The 19,561-nt window shown below is 54.8% G+C and carries 14 protein-coding genes; 4 read left to right on the top strand and 10 right to left on the bottom strand.

Features of this window, described 5'->3' with window-relative positions; all coding sequences use genetic code 11:
• Positions 1 to 2: 2 nt before the first annotated feature.
• Entirely contained in the window at positions 3 to 608 is a 606-nt protein-coding gene (locus ACETPC_RS02005) for an FMN-dependent NADH-azoreductase (protein ID WP_380178136.1), read from the bottom strand.
• Positions 609 to 826: 218 nt separating this feature from the next.
• Here ACETPC_RS02005 and hrpA point away from each other — a divergent pair, with 218 nt between their 5' ends.
• The gene (hrpA, locus tag ACETPC_RS02010) at positions 827 to 4,723 is read left to right on the top strand and encodes an ATP-dependent RNA helicase HrpA (RefSeq protein WP_380178138.1); all 3,897 of its coding nucleotides are present in this window, start codon (positions 827 to 829) and stop codon (positions 4,721 to 4,723) included.
• Between the two features lie 606 nt (positions 4,724 to 5,329).
• Here hrpA and ACETPC_RS02015 read toward each other — a convergent pair.
• The 5 genes from ACETPC_RS02015 to rstA all read right to left on the bottom strand — a co-directional run bounded on the left by ACETPC_RS02015 (position 5,330) and on the right by rstA (position 10,631).
• Positions 5,330 to 6,136, bottom strand: coding sequence for a trypsin-like serine peptidase (locus tag ACETPC_RS02015; protein WP_380178140.1), 807 nt, complete (start codon positions 6,134 to 6,136; stop codon positions 5,330 to 5,332).
• Positions 6,137 to 6,401: 265 nt separating this feature from the next.
• Positions 6,402 to 6,863, bottom strand: a complete 462-nt coding sequence (gene asr, locus ACETPC_RS02020; protein WP_380178142.1) for an acid resistance repetitive basic protein Asr — start codon at positions 6,861 to 6,863, stop codon at positions 6,402 to 6,404.
• A 160-nt stretch (positions 6,864 to 7,023) separates the two neighbouring features.
• Positions 7,024 to 8,511 carry a carboxypeptidase M32 gene (locus ACETPC_RS02025; RefSeq protein ID WP_380178144.1) on the bottom strand — a complete coding sequence of 496 codons (1,488 nt, stop codon included), beginning with the start codon at positions 8,509 to 8,511 and terminating at the stop codon, positions 7,024 to 7,026.
• Positions 8,512 to 8,536: 25 nt separating this feature from the next.
• Positions 8,537 to 9,838 (bottom strand): two-component system sensor histidine kinase RstB, encoded by a 1,302-nt coding sequence (gene rstB, locus ACETPC_RS02030; RefSeq protein ID WP_380178146.1) that lies wholly within the window; start codon positions 9,836 to 9,838, stop codon positions 8,537 to 8,539.
• Between the two features lie 61 nt (positions 9,839 to 9,899).
• Entirely contained in the window at positions 9,900 to 10,631 is a 732-nt protein-coding gene (gene rstA, locus ACETPC_RS02035) for a two-component system response regulator RstA (protein WP_380178148.1), read from the bottom strand.
• A 178-nt stretch (positions 10,632 to 10,809) separates the two neighbouring features.
• Here rstA and ACETPC_RS02040 point away from each other — a divergent pair, with 178 nt between their 5' ends.
• Positions 10,810 to 11,223: a hypothetical protein gene (locus tag ACETPC_RS02040; protein WP_380178150.1), complete on the top strand. Its 414-nt coding sequence runs from the start codon at positions 10,810 to 10,812 to the stop codon at positions 11,221 to 11,223.
• On the opposite strand, the gene ACETPC_RS02045 is transcribed toward ACETPC_RS02040, so the two are convergent.
• On the bottom strand, positions 11,220 to 12,611 hold the full coding sequence (locus ACETPC_RS02045) for an amino acid permease (RefSeq protein WP_380178152.1): 1,392 nt from the start codon (positions 12,609 to 12,611) through the stop codon (positions 11,220 to 11,222). The two genes, ACETPC_RS02040 and ACETPC_RS02045, sit on opposite strands and share 4 nt — an antisense overlap.
• 247 nt (positions 12,612 to 12,858) lie before the next feature.
• Positions 12,859 to 13,809 (bottom strand): DUF1471 family protein YdgH, encoded by a 951-nt coding sequence (gene ydgH / locus ACETPC_RS02050; protein ID WP_380178154.1) that lies wholly within the window; start codon positions 13,807 to 13,809, stop codon positions 12,859 to 12,861.
• A gap of 513 nt (positions 13,810 to 14,322) precedes the next feature.
• Between ydgH and pntA the strand changes: the two genes are divergently transcribed.
• On the top strand, positions 14,323 to 15,855 hold the full coding sequence (gene pntA / locus ACETPC_RS02055) for a Re/Si-specific NAD(P)(+) transhydrogenase subunit alpha (RefSeq protein WP_380178156.1): 1,533 nt from the start codon (positions 14,323 to 14,325) through the stop codon (positions 15,853 to 15,855).
• Positions 15,856 to 15,865: 10 nt separating this feature from the next.
• Positions 15,866 to 17,254 carry a Re/Si-specific NAD(P)(+) transhydrogenase subunit beta gene (gene pntB, locus ACETPC_RS02060; protein ID WP_380178158.1) on the top strand — a complete coding sequence of 463 codons (1,389 nt, stop codon included), beginning with the start codon at positions 15,866 to 15,868 and terminating at the stop codon, positions 17,252 to 17,254.
• A gap of 308 nt (positions 17,255 to 17,562) precedes the next feature.
• Here pntB and uspE read toward each other — a convergent pair whose 3' ends face one another.
• Entirely contained in the window at positions 17,563 to 18,513 is a 951-nt protein-coding gene (uspE, locus tag ACETPC_RS02065; protein ID WP_380178160.1) for a universal stress protein UspE, read from the bottom strand.
• Positions 18,514 to 18,797: 284 nt separating this feature from the next.
• The gene (locus ACETPC_RS02070; protein WP_125287641.1) at positions 18,798 to 19,553 is read right to left on the bottom strand and encodes an FNR family transcription factor; all 756 of its coding nucleotides are present in this window, start codon (positions 19,551 to 19,553) and stop codon (positions 18,798 to 18,800) included.
• Positions 19,554 to 19,561 lie beyond the last annotated feature (8 nt).

Genomic DNA, 19,561 nt, shown 5'->3' on the forward strand with positions numbered 1-19,561 from the left:
ACTCAGGCGGCAACGAGCTGTTTCAGCGCGGCTTTTGCCTCTTCGCTGGCTTTGGTGGCCGCTTCCGGGCCGTACGCCATGCCTTCAGCGAACACGAACTGCACGTCGCTCAGGCCCAGGAAGCCCAGGAACAGCTTCAGGTACGGCGTCAGCAGATCGCTTGGGGTATCTTTATGAATGCCGCCACGGCTGGTGATCACAATCACTTTTTTACCGGTGATCAGACCTTCCGGGCCTTTCTCGGTGTAGCGGAAAGTCACGCCAGCGCGGGCTACCAGGTCAAAATAGTTTTTTAACTGCGTTGGGATATTGAAATTGTACATTGGCGCCGTAATAACTACGGTATCCACAGACTGAATTTCAGCAATCAGCTCGTCGGACAGTGCCAGCGCTTCCTGCTGGCGCGGCGTCAGAGCAGCATCGGAAGGGCGCAGCGCGCCGACCAGCTCGCCGTCCAGTACCGGAATCGGGTTTGCAGCCAGATCGCGAACCACGATCTCATCGCCGCCGTGCGCCGCTTTCCACTCAGCAACAAAGTGATCGGCCAGCTGGTTGGACTGTGAATAGCCTGCAAGGATGCTCGATTTCAGTACTAAAACTTTGCTCATGATGAATTTCCTGTGTGTTACGCGGAGGGATATCCGCTCAATGCTTTACACTCTATTGATAAACCCGTTACAGAGATAGTGCAATATTCTGAAGCCCGTGTTCGAATTTACTGAACAAGCTTAGCGCGACGCTGCCGAAGCTAAGTGTTTGTCTGTGCTACAATGCGCAGCAATATTTTCATGTTTGCCAGCCTGCTGGCGATTAGCGAGCCTTTTTTATGTCTGATACTCCCCATTCGCCCTTAACGACGCTGGTGCCGCGCCTGGATGCGCTGATGCTCCGGGATCGTCAGCGGCTGCAAAAACGCCTGTATGGTGCCAAAAAAGTAAAAAACCCGGCCGCTCAGCAGGCTATTGCTGAAGAGCTGAGCGGTGAGATCGCCGCAGCGGAACAGCGGGTAGCTGCACGTAAAGCCGCTACGCCGACCATCCGTTACCCGGAAAACCTGCCTGTCAGCCAGAAAAAGCAGGAAATTGCCGATGCTATTCGCGACCATCAGGTGGTGATTGTGGCAGGTGAAACCGGCTCGGGCAAAACCACCCAGTTACCAAAAATCTGTATGGAGCTGGGTCGTGGCATCACCGGGCTGATTGGTCACACTCAGCCGCGCAGGCTGGCCGCCAGAACCGTAGCCGACCGTATTGCGGCAGAGCTGGAAACCTCGCCTGGCGGCTGCGTTGGCTACAAGGTGCGCTTTAACGATCAGGTCAGCGAAACCACGCAGGTCAAGCTGATGACCGACGGTATCCTGTTGGCGGAAATCCAGCAGGATCGTCTGTTAATGCAGTACGACACCATCATTATCGATGAGGCGCACGAGCGCAGCCTGAATATCGATTTTCTGCTGGGTTATCTGCGCGAGCTGCTGCCGCGCCGCCCGGATCTCAAAGTGATCATCACCTCGGCCACTATAGATCCGCAGCGCTTTTCCCGGCATTTCCATAATGCGCCGGTGATTGAAGTCTCTGGCCGTACTTATCCGGTGGAAGTGCGCTATCGTCCAATAGTGGAAGAGGCGGACGACACCGAGCGCGATCAGCTTCAGGCGATATTTGATGCAGTGGACGAGCTGGGCCAGGAGAGCCGTGGCGACATCCTGATCTTTATGAGCGGCGAAAGAGAAATCCGTGATACCGCCGATGCCCTGAACCGTCGCGATCTGCCGCATACGGAAATTTTGCCACTTTACGCGCGTCTTTCTAACGCCGAACAGAACCGTGTTTTCCAGTCGCATACCGGCAGGCGTATCGTGCTGGCGACTAACGTGGCGGAAACCTCGCTGACCGTGCCGGGCATCAAATATGTTATCGATCCCGGTACGGCACGTATCAGCCGCTACAGCTTCCGTACCAAAGTTCAGCGCCTGCCGATCGAGCCGATTTCCCAGGCTTCGGCTAACCAGCGTAAAGGGCGCTGCGGCCGCGTTTCCGAAGGCATCTGTATCCGCCTTTATTCGGAAGAGGATTTCCTGAGCCGTCCGGCATTTACCGACCCGGAAATTCTGCGCACCAACCTGGCCTCGGTTATTTTGCAGATGACGGCGCTGGGGCTTGGCGATATCGGCGCCTTTCCTTTTGTGGAAGCGCCGGACAAGCGCAATATCCAGGATGGCGTAAAGCTGCTGGAAGAGCTGGGCGCGATAACCCTGGACGACCAGCACTACAAGCTGACGCCATCCGGCCGCTCGCTGGCGCAGCTACCGGTCGATCCGCGGCTGGCGAAAATGGTACTAGAGGCGCAGAAATACGCCTGTACCCGCGAGGTAATGATTATCACCGCAGCGCTCTCTATTCAGGATCCGCGCGAGCGCCCGGTGGAAAAACAGCAGGCGTCGGATGAAAAACATCGCCGCTTTGCAGATAAAGAGTCCGATTTTCTCTCTTTCGTTAATCTCTGGAACTACCTGCAGGAGCAGCAAAAGGCGCTTTCTTCCAGCCAGTTCCGGCGGCTGTGCAAAATGGATTACCTGAACTACCTGCGCGTGCGTGAGTGGCAGGATATCTACACGCAGCTACGCCAGGTGGTACGCGAGCTGGGCATTCCGCTTAACAGCGAACCGGCGGATTTCCGGGGCGTGCATACCGCGCTGCTGACCGGCCTGCTTTCCCATATCGGCCAGAAAGACGTCGAAAAGCAGGAGTATTCCGGCGCACGCAATGCGCGGTTCTCTATTTTTCCTGGTTCTGGCCTGTTTAAAAAGCCGCCTAAGTGGACGATGGTCGCCGAGCTGGTGGAAACCAGCCGTTTATGGGGACGTATCGCCGCCCGTATTGAGCCTGAGTGGATAGAGCCGCTGGCGCAGCATCTGATTAAGCGTAGCTACAGCGAGCCGCACTGGGAGAAGGCGCAGGGCGCGGTGATGGCCAGCGAAAAGGTCACGCTCTACGGCCTGCCGATTGTTGCGGCGCGTAAGGTGAACTATGGCCAGATTGATCCGGTACTGTCGCGTGAGCTATTTATCCGGCACGCGCTGGTTGAAGGAGACTGGCAGACGCGTCACGCCTTCTTCCGCGCTAACCTGAAGCTGCGCGAAGAGGTCGAGGAGCTGGAGCATAAATCACGCCGCCGCGATATTTTGGTGGATGACGAGACGCTGTTTGCCTTTTACGACCAGCGTATTCCGCATGAGGTCATTTCCGCCCGCCACTTCGATAGCTGGTGGAAGAAGGCAAGCCGCGAGCAGCCTGAACTGCTGAATTTCGCCAAAGAGATGCTGATCCGTCAGGGTGCAGAGAACATCAGCAAGCTCGACTACCCTAACTTCTGGCAGCAGGGCAACCTCAAGCTCAAGCTAAGCTATCAGTTCGAACCGGGTACGGATGCGGATGGCGTCACTGTACATATTCCGCTGCCGCTACTGAACCAGATTGAAGAAAAGGGCTTTGAATGGCAGATTCCGGGCGTGCGCCGGGAATTGATTATTGCGCTGATCAAATCCTTGCCGAAGCCGTTACGCCGTAACTTTGTACCGGCGCCCAACTACGCTGAGGCTTTTCTGGCACGGGTAACGCCGCTGGAGCTGCCGCTGGAAGAGGCGCTGGAACGGGAGTTCCGCCGGATGAGCGGCGTCACTATTGAGCGCGAAGCCTGGCAATGGGATCAGGTTCCCGACCATCTGAAAATGACTTTCCGCGTGATTGATGAGCGTAACCGCAAGCTGGCCGAGGGGCGCGACCTGACCGCGCTAAAAGAGCAGCTTAAGGCCAAAGTGCAGGAGACGCTGTCGCTGGTGGCGGATGACGGTCTGGAACAAAGCGGTCTGCATATCTGGAGCTTTGGCGATCTGCCGGACCATTTCGAGCAGAAGCGCGGCAGCTATAGCGTCAAAGCCTGGCCCGCGCTGGTGGACGAGAAAGAAAGCGTGGCGATCCGGCTCTTCGATTCGGAGCACGAACAGAAAAAAGCAATGTGGCGGGGCCAGCGCAGGTTGCTGTTGCTGAATATCCCTTCGCCGATCAAATACCTGCACGAGAAGCTGCCGAATAAAGCCAAGCTGGGGCTTTATTTCAACCCTTACGGCAAAGTGCTGGATCTGATTGACGACTGCATTGCCTGCGGCGTGGATAAGCTGATTGCTGAATACGGCGGCCCAACCTGGCGGGAAGAAGGGTTCCAGCAGCTGCATGAAAAAGTGCGCGCGGAGCTGAACGAAACCGTTGTAGAGATCGCGAAAAAAGTGGAGCAGATCCTGACGGCGGTTTTCAATATCAACAAGCGGCTGAAAGGGCGCGTGGATATGACGATGGCGCTGGCGCTCTCCGATATCAAAGCCCAGATGAACGGCCTGGTCTATCGCGGCTTCGTCACCGGCAACGGCTGGAAAAAGCTTGGCGACACGCTGCGCTATTTGCAGGCCATCGAAAGAAGGCTGGAAAAACTGCCGGTCGATCCGCACAGCGATCGCGCTCGCATGGTGAAAATCGATAAAATCCAGCAGGCCTGGCAAAGCTGGTTTAACAAGCTGTCGCCGGTACGGCGTGACGATGAAGATGTGAAAGAAATCCGCTGGATGATCGAAGAGCTGCGGGTTAGCTACTTTGCCCAGCAGCTGGGTACGCCTTATCCGGTTTCGGAAAAGCGCATCCAGCAGGCAATGGATGAGATAATGGGCTGACAAAAAAAGTCGCAGATGCTTCTTTGATGAAGTATCTGCGACGCTTGTTAATAAAGTGAAAACCTTATCTGAACTGAAATGTTGAGCCAAACTGGCGTTCAGCAATAAGACGCCCGGCTCGCCGTATGCGGGTTTTCTGGATCCACTGAACTGTACTGTAGGCTGTAGCAAATTCAGCGTGATTTATGCCAGGCATTATCCTTATGAACTGAAACACTAATTAAAGAACGTAAAAAATTTATTTTACGCTGACCGGCTTTGCTATTCTGCTTTGCAAAAATGTCTTTTATTAACTTTAACTGCGAATTTCTGAATTTGATATTTTCATCTGAATAGAATTTTTTATCATTATTATTCAATGACTTAACTGAGTTTACGAATGATTTCATATCCGACGTTGAAAGTTTATTTTTCTCAGTGCACTGATTAGCAAGAATTCTAAGATGCATATTAAAAATCGACGCGTTAACGTTCATTTTGAATCCCCTTAAACTTAAAGAATGAAAATTCTATAGCTTTGGGAAAGGGGAAGATTTCAAAAAACGACCAAATTATCTATAAAAACATTATTGGCTGCGCCTTACAGAAAAAAACGCTTTTTCTGTACTACTCTTGCGCCAGTGCTTCTAACTTTTCCCGAAAAGCGGTCACGGCAATCGCGCGGTTGTCCGCTTCATAGCGATCTTTTGCTGCTGGTGCGGAGCTTTGCACCGCAATCAGCCGCCAGCCATCATCACTTTTCAACAGCAATGGCGAACCGCTGTCGCCCGGCAGCGTATCGCACTGATGCGATAACACGTTTCTTTGCGCCCAGCCGGTAATCAGACAATCGCTGTGCGAATAGAGCGTATCAAGATGATCTTCGGGATAGCCAGCCTGGGTGACGCGGCGCTGCTGCGTTTTTAGCGCGGCGGTCAAATCACTGCGGCTGCCGTCAAACAGTGGCAGAGGCGTAATGCCGGATGGCGGATTATGCAGGATCACCAGCCCATAATCGTAAGGCGCGGCGGAAGAGGGAACTATCCAGCCGTCGCCGTCAGCTTTGAGCTTTTTACCTAGTGCGGGATCGACGCGCGTTTCCACATCATGAATTTCATAACGCCACTTGCCGTCAAGGGCAATAAAGCGCAGGGCGATAACTTTATCGATTTTACCCGGCGGCGTTACCAGGCAGTGACCGGCGGTCAGAGCTAAATGAGGGGAGATCAGCGTGGCGCTGCACAGATTGCCGCTGGCGGTTTCCAACTGGCCTATAGCTTCCCACGGCTGGCTGGCAGTATCGCTAACGGGGCGACGATCGTCTTTACCGAAAAACAGCGTCTGAATATCCTGAGCGCTTTCCGCGTCATCATCGGCATAGCTAAAACATGAAAGGGCTAAACATCCCATTAAAAAAACAGCTTTCAGGCGCATGTCTCTCTCTGACTGGAGAATTTTAAGGAAACTGCAGGTGACTATAACTATAGTCGGCCAGGAGAAAAAAGGAAAATCAATACAAATCAGCAGGCTATCTTTGCTAAAGATAAAAGCTAAAGGCGACAAGGCCACAAAGGATCATCAAACCCAGGATAATTTCGAATAAATAGCGACGCACCATCATCCGATACTCCAGCAAAGAAACACCCGGCGGAACCGGGTGTTTGAGTTAGCAATCTAAGGTGTTGGCTCGCTCTGGCGATTAAGCTTTAGGGGCAGCGGCTTTCTTAGCGGTTTTCTTGTGGTGCACTTTCTTCGCAGCCTGGGCTTTCTGAGCTACTGGCTTAGCGGCTTTCTTGTGGTGCACTTTCTTGGCAGCCTGGGCTTTCTGCGCTACTGGCTTAGCAGCTTTCTTGTGGTGCACTTTCTTAGCGGCCTGGGCTTTCTGAGCTGCTGGCTTAGCGGCTTTCTTGTGGTGCACTTTCTTGGCAGCCTGAGCTTTCTGAGCTGCTGGCTTCTTAGCTGCTTTTTTGTGTTTTTTAGCAGCCTGCGCTTTCTGCGCTGCTTTCTTATGAGCTTTATGATGTTTGGCAGCATGAGCTGGCGCAGTGGTAGCAGCGGCAGCAGGTGTAGTAGTGGCCGGCGCGGCGGTGGTTTCAGCAGCGAAAGCAACTGAAGAGATACCCATAGCAGCGGCTACAACCAGAGCGAATAATTTTTTCATTGCACAACCCTCAAAGTTTTATTTCACATGTCAGCCCACTGCGGGGCCGGTGAAGAGACTATACGGGATGGGCGAAGGGCTTTCCGTGAGTGATTGGTATCGGCGTGTTACCGATTGTACAAAGCCCGCCTTCCGGCGTTAGCGGACTCTGTCGTGGGGATTAGCCGTTCAGGTAACGGTTTTCCAGATGCGCTTTAAAAAACAGGGGGTTGAGATCTTCGCCGGTGGCATTTTCGATCAGCTGGCGGGTGCTGAAACGGCTGCCGTGCTGCCAGATATTCTGCTGTAGCCAGTCGAAAATCGGCTGCAAATTGCCTTCACGGATATCGCTATGCACCTGCGGCAGCGCTTTTTTCACGCTCTGGAACAGTTGCGCCGCATACATGGCGCCCAGCGTATAGGTAGGGAAATAGCCGAACGAGCCGTCTGTCCAGTGGATATCCTGCATGCAGCCGTCGCGGTAGTTGCCGCTGGTATCCAGCCCCAGCAGATCCTGCATTTTTTCCTGCCACAGCGTGGGAATATCTTCGACCTCAATTTCGCTTTCGATCAGCGCGCGCTCAATTTCATAACGCAGAATAACATGTGCCGGGTAGCTCACTTCATCTGCGTCCACGCGGATCAGACCAGGCTTAACACGCTGATTAAGGGCGATAAAGTTTGCTTCTTCCAGCTCAGGGCGATCGCCCATCAAGGTTTTGACCTGAGGCAGCAGCAAACTTAAAAACTCCGTGCTGCGGCCAAGCTGTTTCTCAAAAAAGAGGCTTTGCGATTCGTGAATAGCGGTAGAGCGCGCCAGCGCCACCGGCTGACCGGCCCACTGTTTCGGCAGGTTCTGTTCATAGCAGGCGTGGCCGGTTTCGTGGATTACGCCCATCATTGCGCTGATAAACTCATTAGCGTTATAGCGGGTAGTGATACGAACATCCTCTGGTACGCCGCCGCAGAACGGATGCGCGCTAACGTCCAGCCGACCGGCATTAAAATCGAAGTTAAGCATCTTCATCAGCACCTGGCCCAGCTGCTGCTGTGACTCGATGGCAAAAGGGCCGACCGGAACGGCTACCGGCTGACGAGACTGCTTCTCAACGATACGGCTCAGCAGCGAAGGCAGCCACGTTTTCAGCTCGCCAAAGGTTTTATCCAGCTTTGCAGCGGTCATGCCGGGCTCATAGATATCCAGTAATGCGTCGTAGCGGGAGCCGCCGCTGGCCTGAGCGCGCAGTTCGGCTTCCGTGCGGCTAAGCCTCACGACCTCTTTCAGATTGGCGGCAAAACCCTGCCAGTCGTTGGCAGGACGCTGCTGGCGCCAGGCGTGTTCGCAGCGTGCGCCCGCGATGGATTTCTCTTCCACCAGCGCGGCGGGAAGCAGTGCGGCCTGGTCGTAAGCGCGGTGCATCTCCAGCAGGTTAGCGCGCTCCACGTCGTTTAATTCTTCTTGCTCAGCCTGAGCCAGCCACTGCGCGACGGCTTTATCGGTCAGGATCTCATGCCGTAACACGCTCAGTTCGGCCAGCGCCGCGCCGCGTGCGCTACTGCCGCCTGGCGGCATCATGGTCATCATATCCCAGCCAGCGATAGCGGAGAGATGGCCGAAGCGGGAAAGACGAGTGAAAGTTCGGGTCAGGTTTGCATAGGCGGATGACATAGCTATCCTTTTAGTCATGGCGCTGTCAGACAGCGCGGGGAGGAGATAAGGGTAAATCAACCGGCCAGCAAAAGCGAACGCTCGCGCCGCCAAGCGGGCTGGCATCAATGGCAACAAAGCCGCCGAAGGCCTGCGCTACGGAGTGCACAATCGCCAGTCCCAGCCCGCAGCCGCCGGTAGCCCGGTCACGGCTGGGATCGAGGCGAACGAAAGGCTCGAAAACGCGTTCGCGCTCGGCCTGCGGAATGCCCGGCCCATCATCCTCTACCTGTAAACAAGCGGTGTTGCCGTCAAACCAGAGGCCTACGCGCAGACGCCTGTCCGCATAGCGCAGCGCGTTATTCACCAGATTATCCAGCACGCGTTCCATCAATCGCGTATCGGCCACGCCCAGGTTTTGCCGCTGCGGCGTATCCAGCTCAATAGTAAATTCGGGATGGACAGTACGAATATCCTCCAGACGCTCGCTCAGCCAGGCGGCCAGATCCAGCGACTGAAGATGCAGATCGACTTTTGGCCTGTCCAGCCGGGCATAGGTCAGCAGCTCTTCAATCAGCGACTCCAGCTGGCCGATATCGCGATTAAGTGCGGTGGCCTCGCTTTCGCTGAGATTATCGCTCATCTCCAGCCGGTAGCGCAGCCGCACCAGCGGCGTGCGCAGCTCATGGGCAATACCGTCGATTAGCTGTTTCTTGCTGACGACCAGCGTATTGATATTGTCGGCCATCTGATTAAAGGCGACGCCGAGCCGGTAAAGACTGGAAGCATTATCAAAATGAATCCGTTCGTCCAGATGCCCCTGGCCGAAACGCTGCGCTGCGGATTCCAGCCGCAGCATATCTTTCCAGTGCGGGCGCATCCAGATAAAGACCGGCAGCGCCAGCGAGATGCCGATAAAAGCCAGCAGTACGATATCCAGAATCCGCATCTCATGCAGAAAAAAGAGATAGGGGATCGGGCCGACGGCCAGCACATAGTGGCTGCGCGGAATATGCTGCAGAAAAGTGTACTCGTCATCCAGCGCCACAATGCCGCCCGCGCGCAGACGACGCATTGTCGGCGCGTCCAGCTGATATTTGCTCATCGGCTCAATATGTAGCTTAAACGAAAGATTCAGATCCAGATTATCAATGGTTTTATTCCAGTCGCGGGGCGGGATTTCCCGTAGCTCGCTGCGCATCAGGTAGAGCGAGCTTTTCATTAAATCGTCCATCGATTCACGGCCGGCGCGCTCGGCGGTGAATTTATAAACCAGCCCTACCAGCATCGCCATTACCAGAAAGCAGACAAACAGCAGCAGGTAAAACTGAATAAACAGCTTTTTCATTAAACGGCACCGATAGAAGTTAGTCAGGCAGCATTAAAAATTTTTGCGCAGGCCGGGCTGATTACGTATCCCAGGCGTGCGGCGCAAACAGATAGCCTTTATTGCGAATAGTTTTAATACGATAAGGCTCGGTTGCGTTATCCAGCAGCTTTTTACGCAGGCGTGAAATTGCCACGTCAATACTGCGATCCATGCCGTCATAGCTAACGCCGCGCAGCGTTTTCAGCAGAGCATCGCGATTAAGGATAGTGCCCGCATGGGTTGCCAGTTCCCACAGCAGGTCGAAATCCGCGGTAGAGAGCGCAATAATCTCGCCGCCCAGCGTTACCTGACGGTTGACGGGATCTACGGCAAGCGTGCCGAAACGCAGGGCTTTCTGCGTGCTCACGGCAGGTGCGATAGCTGTTTCTTCGCCGCTGCCGTGCGCTGCGGCCTGGCGCAGATGCAGCCGTAAGCGGGCCAGCAGCACCGCAGGCGGCGTAGTTTTCAGAATATAATCGTTAGCGCCCATTTCCAGCGACAGGATATGGTTCATATCGCTGTCCAGCGAAGTCAGCAGCACTATCGGGCCCGACCAGCCCTGGCTGGCGCGCAGGTCGCGGCACAGCGTCATACCGTCTTTACCCGGCAGCATGATATCCAGCATCACCAGATCCGGCATAGCGGCGGCGATGGTGGCTTCAGCACGATCGCCACGGCTTTCGACAATAACTTCAATATCATGACGGCTCAGATAGGCGGCGATAAGCTCGCCTACATCGTGATCGTCCTCAACGAATACAATTTTATTCATAGCGGCATTTTTTTCAGAAGGAACAGCAAGATTACCGAATGTTTACGCAGACTACTATGATGTCCTGCTAAATAACTCTCGATGTATAGTATAAATAGCGTAAAATATGCCATTATATTCGACAGGGTTGTTTCCTGGCGGCGCATGGCGTCGTTTAACGGAGAATGAGGAGAAAAGGGTGTCTGATAAAGAGCTGGCTTCAACGGGACGGGATGGCCATATCTGCCTCAATTATATCGATTTTCTCGCGGCTTCCTGCAAAAAACGCTGGCGCTTCGTCGATGCCATCTACGGCGTTATGCCGATTTTCGGCATGGTAACAAAAAACTCACCGGATCTGCCCGGCGCGCCTTCAGAGCGGCTTAAGGCGCTGGCGCTGCAAATCATCTCTACCCAGGTCAGCGACGAGATAAATATCGCCCGATTGATAACCCTGGCTGAACAACAGCATATCGAACGCTTTGAAATCCTGCTGCCTTATCCGCTTTCCGAAAAGCAGCTTGAAACCATCCGTGAAGAATACGTTAAGCCGCTTTCGCTGGAACAGCATGACGATCGTTTAACCATCGCCATGCCGGCCTTATCCCACTAGCGCAGCAGCATCCACATCGCCGGCGCGCTGCCTGCAATCAGCACGCCCATCGCTAATTTTTCCAGTTTATTCAGCTTGCCACCGCCACGGCCGTCACGGCGCGCCCAGAGAAACAGCAGCATGCCCGGCGCATAGAGCACCACCGAAAGCAGCAGATGCAGCGGGCCGGAAGCGTACAGCAGCCACAGCCCATAAGCGCTGGCGCCCAGTGCAATCACCAACGCTGCCGTTTTTTGCTGCGCTCGCGCTACCTTATACAGATAGGCGCCGACCAAAAAGTAGGGCACCAGCACCATTTCCGAAGCGATAGTCAACAGCGTGTTGTAGTCGGAGCCGGTTAACCAAATCAGGATCAGGCAAGTTTGTACGCAAAGGTTAGTAAGCCACAGTGAAGCGGCAGGCGCGCCGCGCACATTCTGTTTTGCCAGCGAGCGGGGAAAAGTGCCGTTTTCCGCCGCCAGCATAGGGACTTCTGCGGCCATAATTGTCCAGCTCAGGTAGGCACCACTTACCGAAACTATCAGACCCAGCGCGATAACCATATCACCCCAGGAGCCGATCAGCCTGCTCAGCAGGCCCGCCATGGAAGGATTGCGCATCTGTGCCAGCTCTGCTCGCGGCACTATGCCCAGCGCAAGCAGCGTGACCAGCAGATAAACAATCAGCGCGGCCATGACCGCCAGCAGGGTGGCGCGACCCACATCTTTTTTATTTCTTGCGCGCGCGGAAACCACTACCGCGCCTTCCACACCGATAAACACCCACAGGGTTATCAGCATAGTATTTTTGACCTGTTCCCAGACCGGTACGCCCAGCTCAAGGCCGGAGAAATCAAAGCGGAACCGATCGAGATTAAATGCGGCTATCGCCAGCACCACAAACAGCCCCAGCGGCACCAGCTTGCCGAGCGTGGCGACAAGATTAATACTGGCCGCCGTCTGTACACCGCGCAGCACCAGCCAGTGCACCAGCCACAGCAGCACAGAAGCACCCAGCATCGCCTGCCAGGTATTACCGTCGCCAAAAACCACATGGCCTGGCGAATCGGTGAAAAAACTCAGGGCAGAAAAGACGATAACCAAATAGGAAACGTTGGCTATTACCGCACACAGCCAGTAGCCCCAGGCGGAGCAAAAGCCAACCAGCTCGCCAAAACCGGCGCGGGCGTAGGTATAGATGCCGCCGTCCAGTTCGGGTTTAAGACGGCTTAACAGCAGCAGCGCCAGCGAAAGCATAATAATGCCGACGCCGGTAATCGCCCAGCCCGTCAGCAATGCTGCCGGCCCGGCCACCGCAGCCATATTCTGCGGCAGGCTGAAAACGCCAGCGCCCAGCATTGAGCTCAGTACCAGCGCCGTCAGGGCGGTAAGTCCTAATTTTTTGTCCAAAAAAGCATCCCAAAACCAGAATAAAAAACCCTATCAGGATGAATAATACGCGATTTATCCGTGTAACACGGCTAAATCCGAAAAGATCTCCTGAAACCGGCGGCGATTTTACGGAGTGGCCTGGCGAGATGCAATGCGTAACAGGGCGAAAAATGCCTGATTATGCAAATAAGGATGGAAGGTATGCAGGAGTTTGCGCTGTTGAGACACGAAAAAACCGCGCCATGGCTGACGCGGTTATCTGTTCTTACTTAAACAGGTCGGCAGAAACGGTCAGGTTACCGCCGCTTTGGTTAGACCACTGGCGGGTGATGTGATAATACTTCGCGCCTTTCTCAATGGCGGCACGGCCTACGGCATCGGAGATTTCTGTCGGCGTACCGAAGTGACCGGTGAAGGTCACGCTGTCAAACGGCTGCATTTGCGCAGCGGTAACGGCGTTAACTTCCTGCACGCTTTTGCCCTGCGGCGTTCTCACGGTATAGCGTTGGCCGGTAGAAGACTGCGTTTCAAAGAAACGGCCCACTTTATTGCTTGGCGTTTCGGAAGAGGCTACGCCTGGGATCTGCACGCTTTTTGCCGCCGCGCCGCCTGAAGCCAGCGCCGCTTTGCCCGCCTGTGAATCGGCCGGGATCAAATCTGGCGACTGCACTTTGCGCTCCTGAGCATCCGCTTTATAGATATAGGCGGTGACATACTGATTGCCGCCGTTGTTAGCGTCGATCTGGCGAATAATAAAGAAGGCGGCCGCGCCTTTCTCTTTGGCTTTTTTGGTAATGGCATCGTTCACTTCAGGCTGGCTATGGAAATATCCGCCGACGGAAACGGTATCAAAAGGCTCCAGCCTGTACGCTTCTGCTTTGGCCAGTTCGCGTACGCCGTTAATGCTGCGATCTTCTTTTTTCGGCGCAGGCGGCGCATCTTCATGATAGAGATCGGCTACTACGCGCCAGTTGCCGCCGTTGTTATTACTGTCGTTAATGCTCTGAACGTAGAAAGCTTTAGCGCCCAGCTCGTCGGCACGTTTTGAAATGGCCTCGTTGGCTTCGTTAATCGCGTTAAACCGGCCGTTAATGCTGATGCGATCGAAAGGCTTCAGCGACGCCGCCTTCTCCGGCGTTAGTTCCTGGGCCGCGTAAGCGGAAAGTGAGGTAAGCGACAACAGGGCTGATGCCAGAATAGTAATCTTCAGCTTCATAAAAATAATCCTTCGCCTTGCGCAAAAAAAATGAGTACGAAAACGTGCTGGACTCTTGATGTGTAACAGATTAGCTGAGGATTATTGCATGTAATAATACATTCTGTCTCAGCCATTTTACGCCGGATGCAACGGCCTTGAGCGCAGCGGTAGCTGGTCATATTACAAAAATGTTAAATCTGGCGATTTCCCGCTGCTTTACCACTTAAGCCGCTAAACCTTATCGCCATTCCAGTTAATTGACTGTTTAACAGGGATTTTTATTGCTGTATCCTTGCTGTTTTCATCCTGATCCTTAGCAGATTGTGCCCCGGATGCCGACCGCTAAACGCTTAAAATCGCGTTTTTGCAGGCCATCCCGAATTTTTCAGACAGAAAAGGGTAAAACCAGCGGAATGCCGCTGGTATGGCAGCGCCGTTTTCAGTAGTTTATAGAACGTTTGCAGTAAAAATGGCGGCCTTATCGGGCTGCCGCCAATAGAGTTCGTTTTACCTCTGATGAAAGGGAATACTATGCTGATTGGAATTACCAAAGAGCGGTTGCCCAACGAAGCGCGAGTCGCCGCTACGCCGAAAACGGTCGAACAGCTGCTGGCGCTGGGCTTCAGCGTGGCCGTCGAACAGGGCGCGGGTAAATTAGCCAGCTTTGACGATGCCGCCTACGCCGCCGCAGGCGCGACGTTGGTCGACACCGCCGCGGTCTGGCAGTCGGATATCGTGCTGAAAGTCAATGCGCCGACGGAAGACGAAATAGCGCAGGCCCGCGAAGGCAGCACGCTGGTTAGCTTTATCTGGCCCGCGCAGAATCCGCAGCTGCTTGAGCAGCTGGCGGCGCGCAAAGTGACCGTGCTGTCAATGGATGCCGTGCCGCGTATCTCGCGCGCGCAGTCGCTGGATGCGCTTAGCTCCATGGCCAATATTGCAGGCTATCGCGCTATTGTCGAAGCTGCCCACGAATTTGGTCGCTTCTTTACCGGCCAGATCACCGCTGCCGGTAAGGTGCCGCCAGCCAAAGTCATGGTGATTGGTGCAGGCGTGGCTGGTCTGGCCGCTATTGGCGCGGCGGGCAGCCTTGGCGCTGTCGTGCGCGCCTTTGATACCCGTCCGGAAGTCAAAGAGCAGGTGCAGAGCATGGGCGCCGAGTTCCTTGAGCTCGACTTTGAGGAAGAGGCGGGCAGCGGCGATGGCTATGCCAAAGTCATGTCCGAAGCCTTTATCAAAGCGGAAATGGCGCTGTTCGCCGCCCAGGCGAAAGAAGTGGATATTATCGTCACCACGGCGCTTATTCCGGGCAAACCGGCACCGAAGCTGATCACCGCCGAAATGGTGGCCTCGATGAAACCCGGCAGCGTTATCGTTGATCTGGCAGCGCAAACCGGCGGCAACTGCGAACTGACCGTCGCCGATCAAATCACCACCACGGAAAACGGCGTGAAGATCATCGGCTACACCGATCTGCCCAGCCGTTTGCCTACCCAATCCTCGCAGCTCTACGGCACCAACCTGGTCAACCTTCTGAAACTGCTTTGCAAAGAGAAGAATGGCGAAATCGCTATCGACTTCGAAGATGTGGTTATTCGCGGCGTCACCGTAGTGCGCGAGGGGGAAATTACCTGGCCTGCGCCGCCAATTCAGGTTTCTGCCGCGCCTAAAGCAGCCCCTGCGGCCGCGAAAACTCCAGAAAAGCCAGAGGCAAAACCCGTTTCGCCGTGGCGTAAATATGCGCTGTTCGCGCTGGCTATTATTTTGTTCGGCTGGCTGGCTAACGTGGCGCCGCCTGCATTTCTTACCCACTTCACCGTGTTTGCGCTTGCCTGCGTGGTGGGCTACTACGTGGTGTGGAACGTCAGCCATGCGCTGCATACGCCGCTGATGTCGGTTACCAATGCCATTTCCGGCATTATCGTGGTCGGCGCGGTGCTGCAAATGGGGCACGGCGGCTGGATTAGCTTCTTCTCCTTTATTGCCGTGCTGATTGCCAGCATCAATATTTTTGGTGGCTTCACCGTAACTCAGCGCATGCTGAAAATGTTCCGTAAGAACTAAGGGGTAATCAATGTCTGGCGGATTAGTGACTGCAGCATACATTGTTGCCGCAATTCTTTTTATTTTCAGCCTGGCGGGGCTGTCAAAGCATGAAACCTCCAAACAGGGCAACCTGTTTGGCATCAGCGGCATGGCTATCGCGCTGCTGGCAACTATTTTTGGCCCATACAGCAGCAGCGTAGGCTGGGTACTGCTGGCGATGGTGATCGGCGGCGCTATCGGCATCCGGCTGGCAAAAAAGGTCGAAATGACCGAGATGCCGGAGCTGGTGGCCGTGCTGCACAGCTTTGTTGGTCTGGCCGCGGTGATGGTGGGCTTTAACAGCTACCTGGATCATGCGCCTGGCATGGACAGGGTGATGGAAAACATTCACCTGTCAGAGGTCTTTATCGGCATCTTTATCGGCGCCGTGACCTTTACCGGCTCGCTGGTCGCCTGGGGCAAGCTGTGCGGGAAAATTTCCTCCCGGCCGCTGGCGCTGCCGCACCGGCACCGGCTTAACCTGCTGGCGCTGGTGGTTTCGCTCTGCCTGCTGATCATCTTTGTGCGCACCGACAGCGCGGGCTGGCAGGGCTTTGCACTGCTGATGATGACCCTTATCGCGCTGGCCTTCGGCTGGCATCTGGTGGCTTCTATCGGCGGCGCGGATATGCCGGTAGTGGTCTCTATGCTTAACTCTTATTCGGGTTGGGCCGCCGCCGCCGCGGGCTTTATGCTTAACAACGATCTGCTGATCGTGACCGGCGCGCTGGTTGGCTCAAGCGGCGCTATTCTCTCTTACATTATGTGCAAGGCGATGAACCGTTCATTTATCAGCGTGATCGCGGGCGGCTTTGGCACTGACAGCAGCTCCACCGGCGAAGGTGAAGAGCAGGGCGAACATCGTGAGATAGACGTGCAGGGCACGGCAGAGCTGCTGAAAAACTCTCGCAGCGTCATCATTACCCCAGGCTACGGTATGGCGGTGGCGCAGGCGCAGTATCCGGTGGCGGAAATTACCGAGAAGCTGCGTGCCCAGGGCATTAAGGTGCGTTTTGGCATCCATCCGGTTGCTGGTCGTCTGCCGGGCCATATGAACGTGCTGCTGGCGGAAGCGCGCGTGCCTTACGATATCGTGCTGGAGATGGACGAAATCAACGACGATTTCAGCGAGACGGATACTGTGCTGGTGATCGGTGCTAACGATACCGTCAACCCGGCTGCGCAAGAAGATCCGCGTAGTCCAATCGCAGGCATGCCGGTGCTGGAAGTGTGGAAAGCGCAGAACGTGGTGGTCTTCAAGCGTTCCATGAATACCGGCTACGCTGGCGTGCAGAACCCGCTGTTCTTCCGCGAAAACACCCAGATGCTGTTCGGCGATGCGAAAGCTACCGTAGATGCAATCCTGAAAGCGCTGTAAGCGCATATAATGAGCAAAGCCGGGAGTCATCCCGGCTTTCAGACTGCTGACAAAGCTAAAAAGCTCAGGTGAACATCTGTTTTTTTACAGCAACTCCGCAGCTTCATGGCGGCAGAGGCTGAGCGGCCAGGCGGGGCGCATGGACGCGCCAACCGAGCCTACACGGAAGTATTTACGGCGTGTCCGTGTTCCGATCTGCCTCTGCTGCTCTGTCACTGATTTAAACGCGACCAGGGGTTTGTCATCAGTCCCGGCTTTTTTATATTGCCTGACAGCGTTTGCCGAAGACTTGCGTCTTACTATTGCGCTTAATCATCCTCATCCTCATCCAGCTCAATCGGCGAGGTAAAGCCTTCCGGCTTGATCGCCAGCAGATCGCAGCGTAAATGATCGATAACCTGTTCCGCAGTATTGCCCAGGAAAGCGGCGGAAAGCCCGGTTCGGCCTATGGTGCCCAGCACTACTACGCCCGCATCCAGCCTGTCGGCGAGATCCGGGATAACTTCTTCCGGCAGCCCTTTTGCAACATGGGTAAATTTCTCGTCGATACTGAAACTCTGGCGCAGCGCCTTCATCGCCAGCAGATGCTGGCCGCGGATCGCATCGTTATATACGCTGGGATCGAAATCGGGCAGCTCAATGGCGATATTAACGGGCGTCATCGGATAGGCGCCGACCAGGTGCACTTCGGTATGGTTGACCTGTTCCGCCAGCTCCAGCGTCTCTTTTACCAGCCGGGTATTCAGCGGATCGTGATGGGGTTCTTCACTGGCCAGGTTTACCGCCACAACCGCTTTACCGCCTTCCGGCCAGGGCTGATCTTTCACCATCCAGACCGGGCAGGGACACTTACGCAGCAAATGCCAGTCGGTAGGCGTAAACACTACGGCCTGTAGCCTGTCGTGCTGATGCGCCATCTTCAGCAACAGATCGTAACCGCCGTCCAGCACTTCCTGGATAATCGCCTCGTAAGGGCGGTTATGCCAGATAACCTTGATATTGATATTAACGCCCGCGGCCAGGTAAGCCTTAGCCTGTTCGCGGATCCATTCGGTGCGCTGGCTGATAACGCCTTTGCGCATGGTAACGCGCTCGTCCGGCGACAGCAGCGTAGTCATCTCATAAGAAAAATCATAAATGGGCAGAAAAGCGGTGATCTGACCACCGAGGCGCTGATTAAGATAAACAGCACGGCGCAGCGCTGGCTGGTCGTCCTGTTGCGCGTCGATCGCCACGAGAATGTTTTGATATTTAGCCATAACGGGTTCTCCCTACGCTGATTAGCTTAAAAGATAGCCCAATCATCGCCGGGAAAGAAAGAAAAAGTTATAGCCAGATCAATATTATAACAAAAGCGGCCCGGCCTCAGGCTGGCCCAGGCTTTTGCCCGCCTGCTGCTGGCGCGAGAGCCGCAGGGAAAACCTGATTTATCAGAGGATAAAGCGGCAGGATAATAAAAAAGCCGGAGGGTTAATCCGGCTTAAGACTGCTGGCAAACCTGACGTATACGGAAAGCGAAGTTAGTCACCAACCTCTCTTGCTGTCAGGCAATCGCGCGGCTTTGACCAGCCAGCTGCGACAGCACCTCGTGATTTTCGATAGTGATATATTTACCTTTTACCGCCAGCATGCCGCTTTTCTGGAAACGACCCAGTAGCCGACTGATGGTCTCTACCGTCAGCCCAAGGTAGTTACCGATATCGCCGCGGGTCATGGTCAGACGGAATTCGCGCTGGGAAAAGCCGCGTTCACCAAAGCGACGAGAAAGGCCGTAAATAAAGGCAGCCAGCCGCTCTTCGGCATTTTTCTTCGACAGCAGCAGGATCATCTCCTGATCGCCTTTGATCTCGCCGCTCATCAGCCGCATCATCTGCTGGCGCAGGCTTGGCATTTTGCCGGAAAGGTCGTCGAGCGTTTCAAAAGGGATTTCGCAAACCATTGCGGTCTCCAGCGCCTGCGAGAAGCTGGGATGCTGGCCGCCGCTGATGGCATCGAAGCCCACCAAATCGCCCGCCAGATGGAAACCGGTGATCTGCTCATCGCCCTGTTCGGTGATGGTATAGCTTTTAATCGTCCCGGAGCGAATAGCATAGAGTGATTTAAGCTCATCGCCTGCTTTAAACAGCGTCTGGCCCTTCTGGATAGGTTTTTTTCGCTCGATGATATTGTCTAACTGATCGAGTTCGTGCTCGTTCAGGGTGAAAGGAATACAGAGCTGGCTGATGCTGCAATCCTGACAGTGAATCGCACAACCGCCAGACTGGATACGTCTGTTGATAACACGTTTTTCCGGGATCATAGTGTTGG

Source organism: Pantoea sp. sgz302252, assembly GCF_042610525.1.
In the GTDB taxonomy this organism is placed as follows: Bacteria; Pseudomonadota; Gammaproteobacteria; order Enterobacterales; family Enterobacteriaceae; genus Erwinia.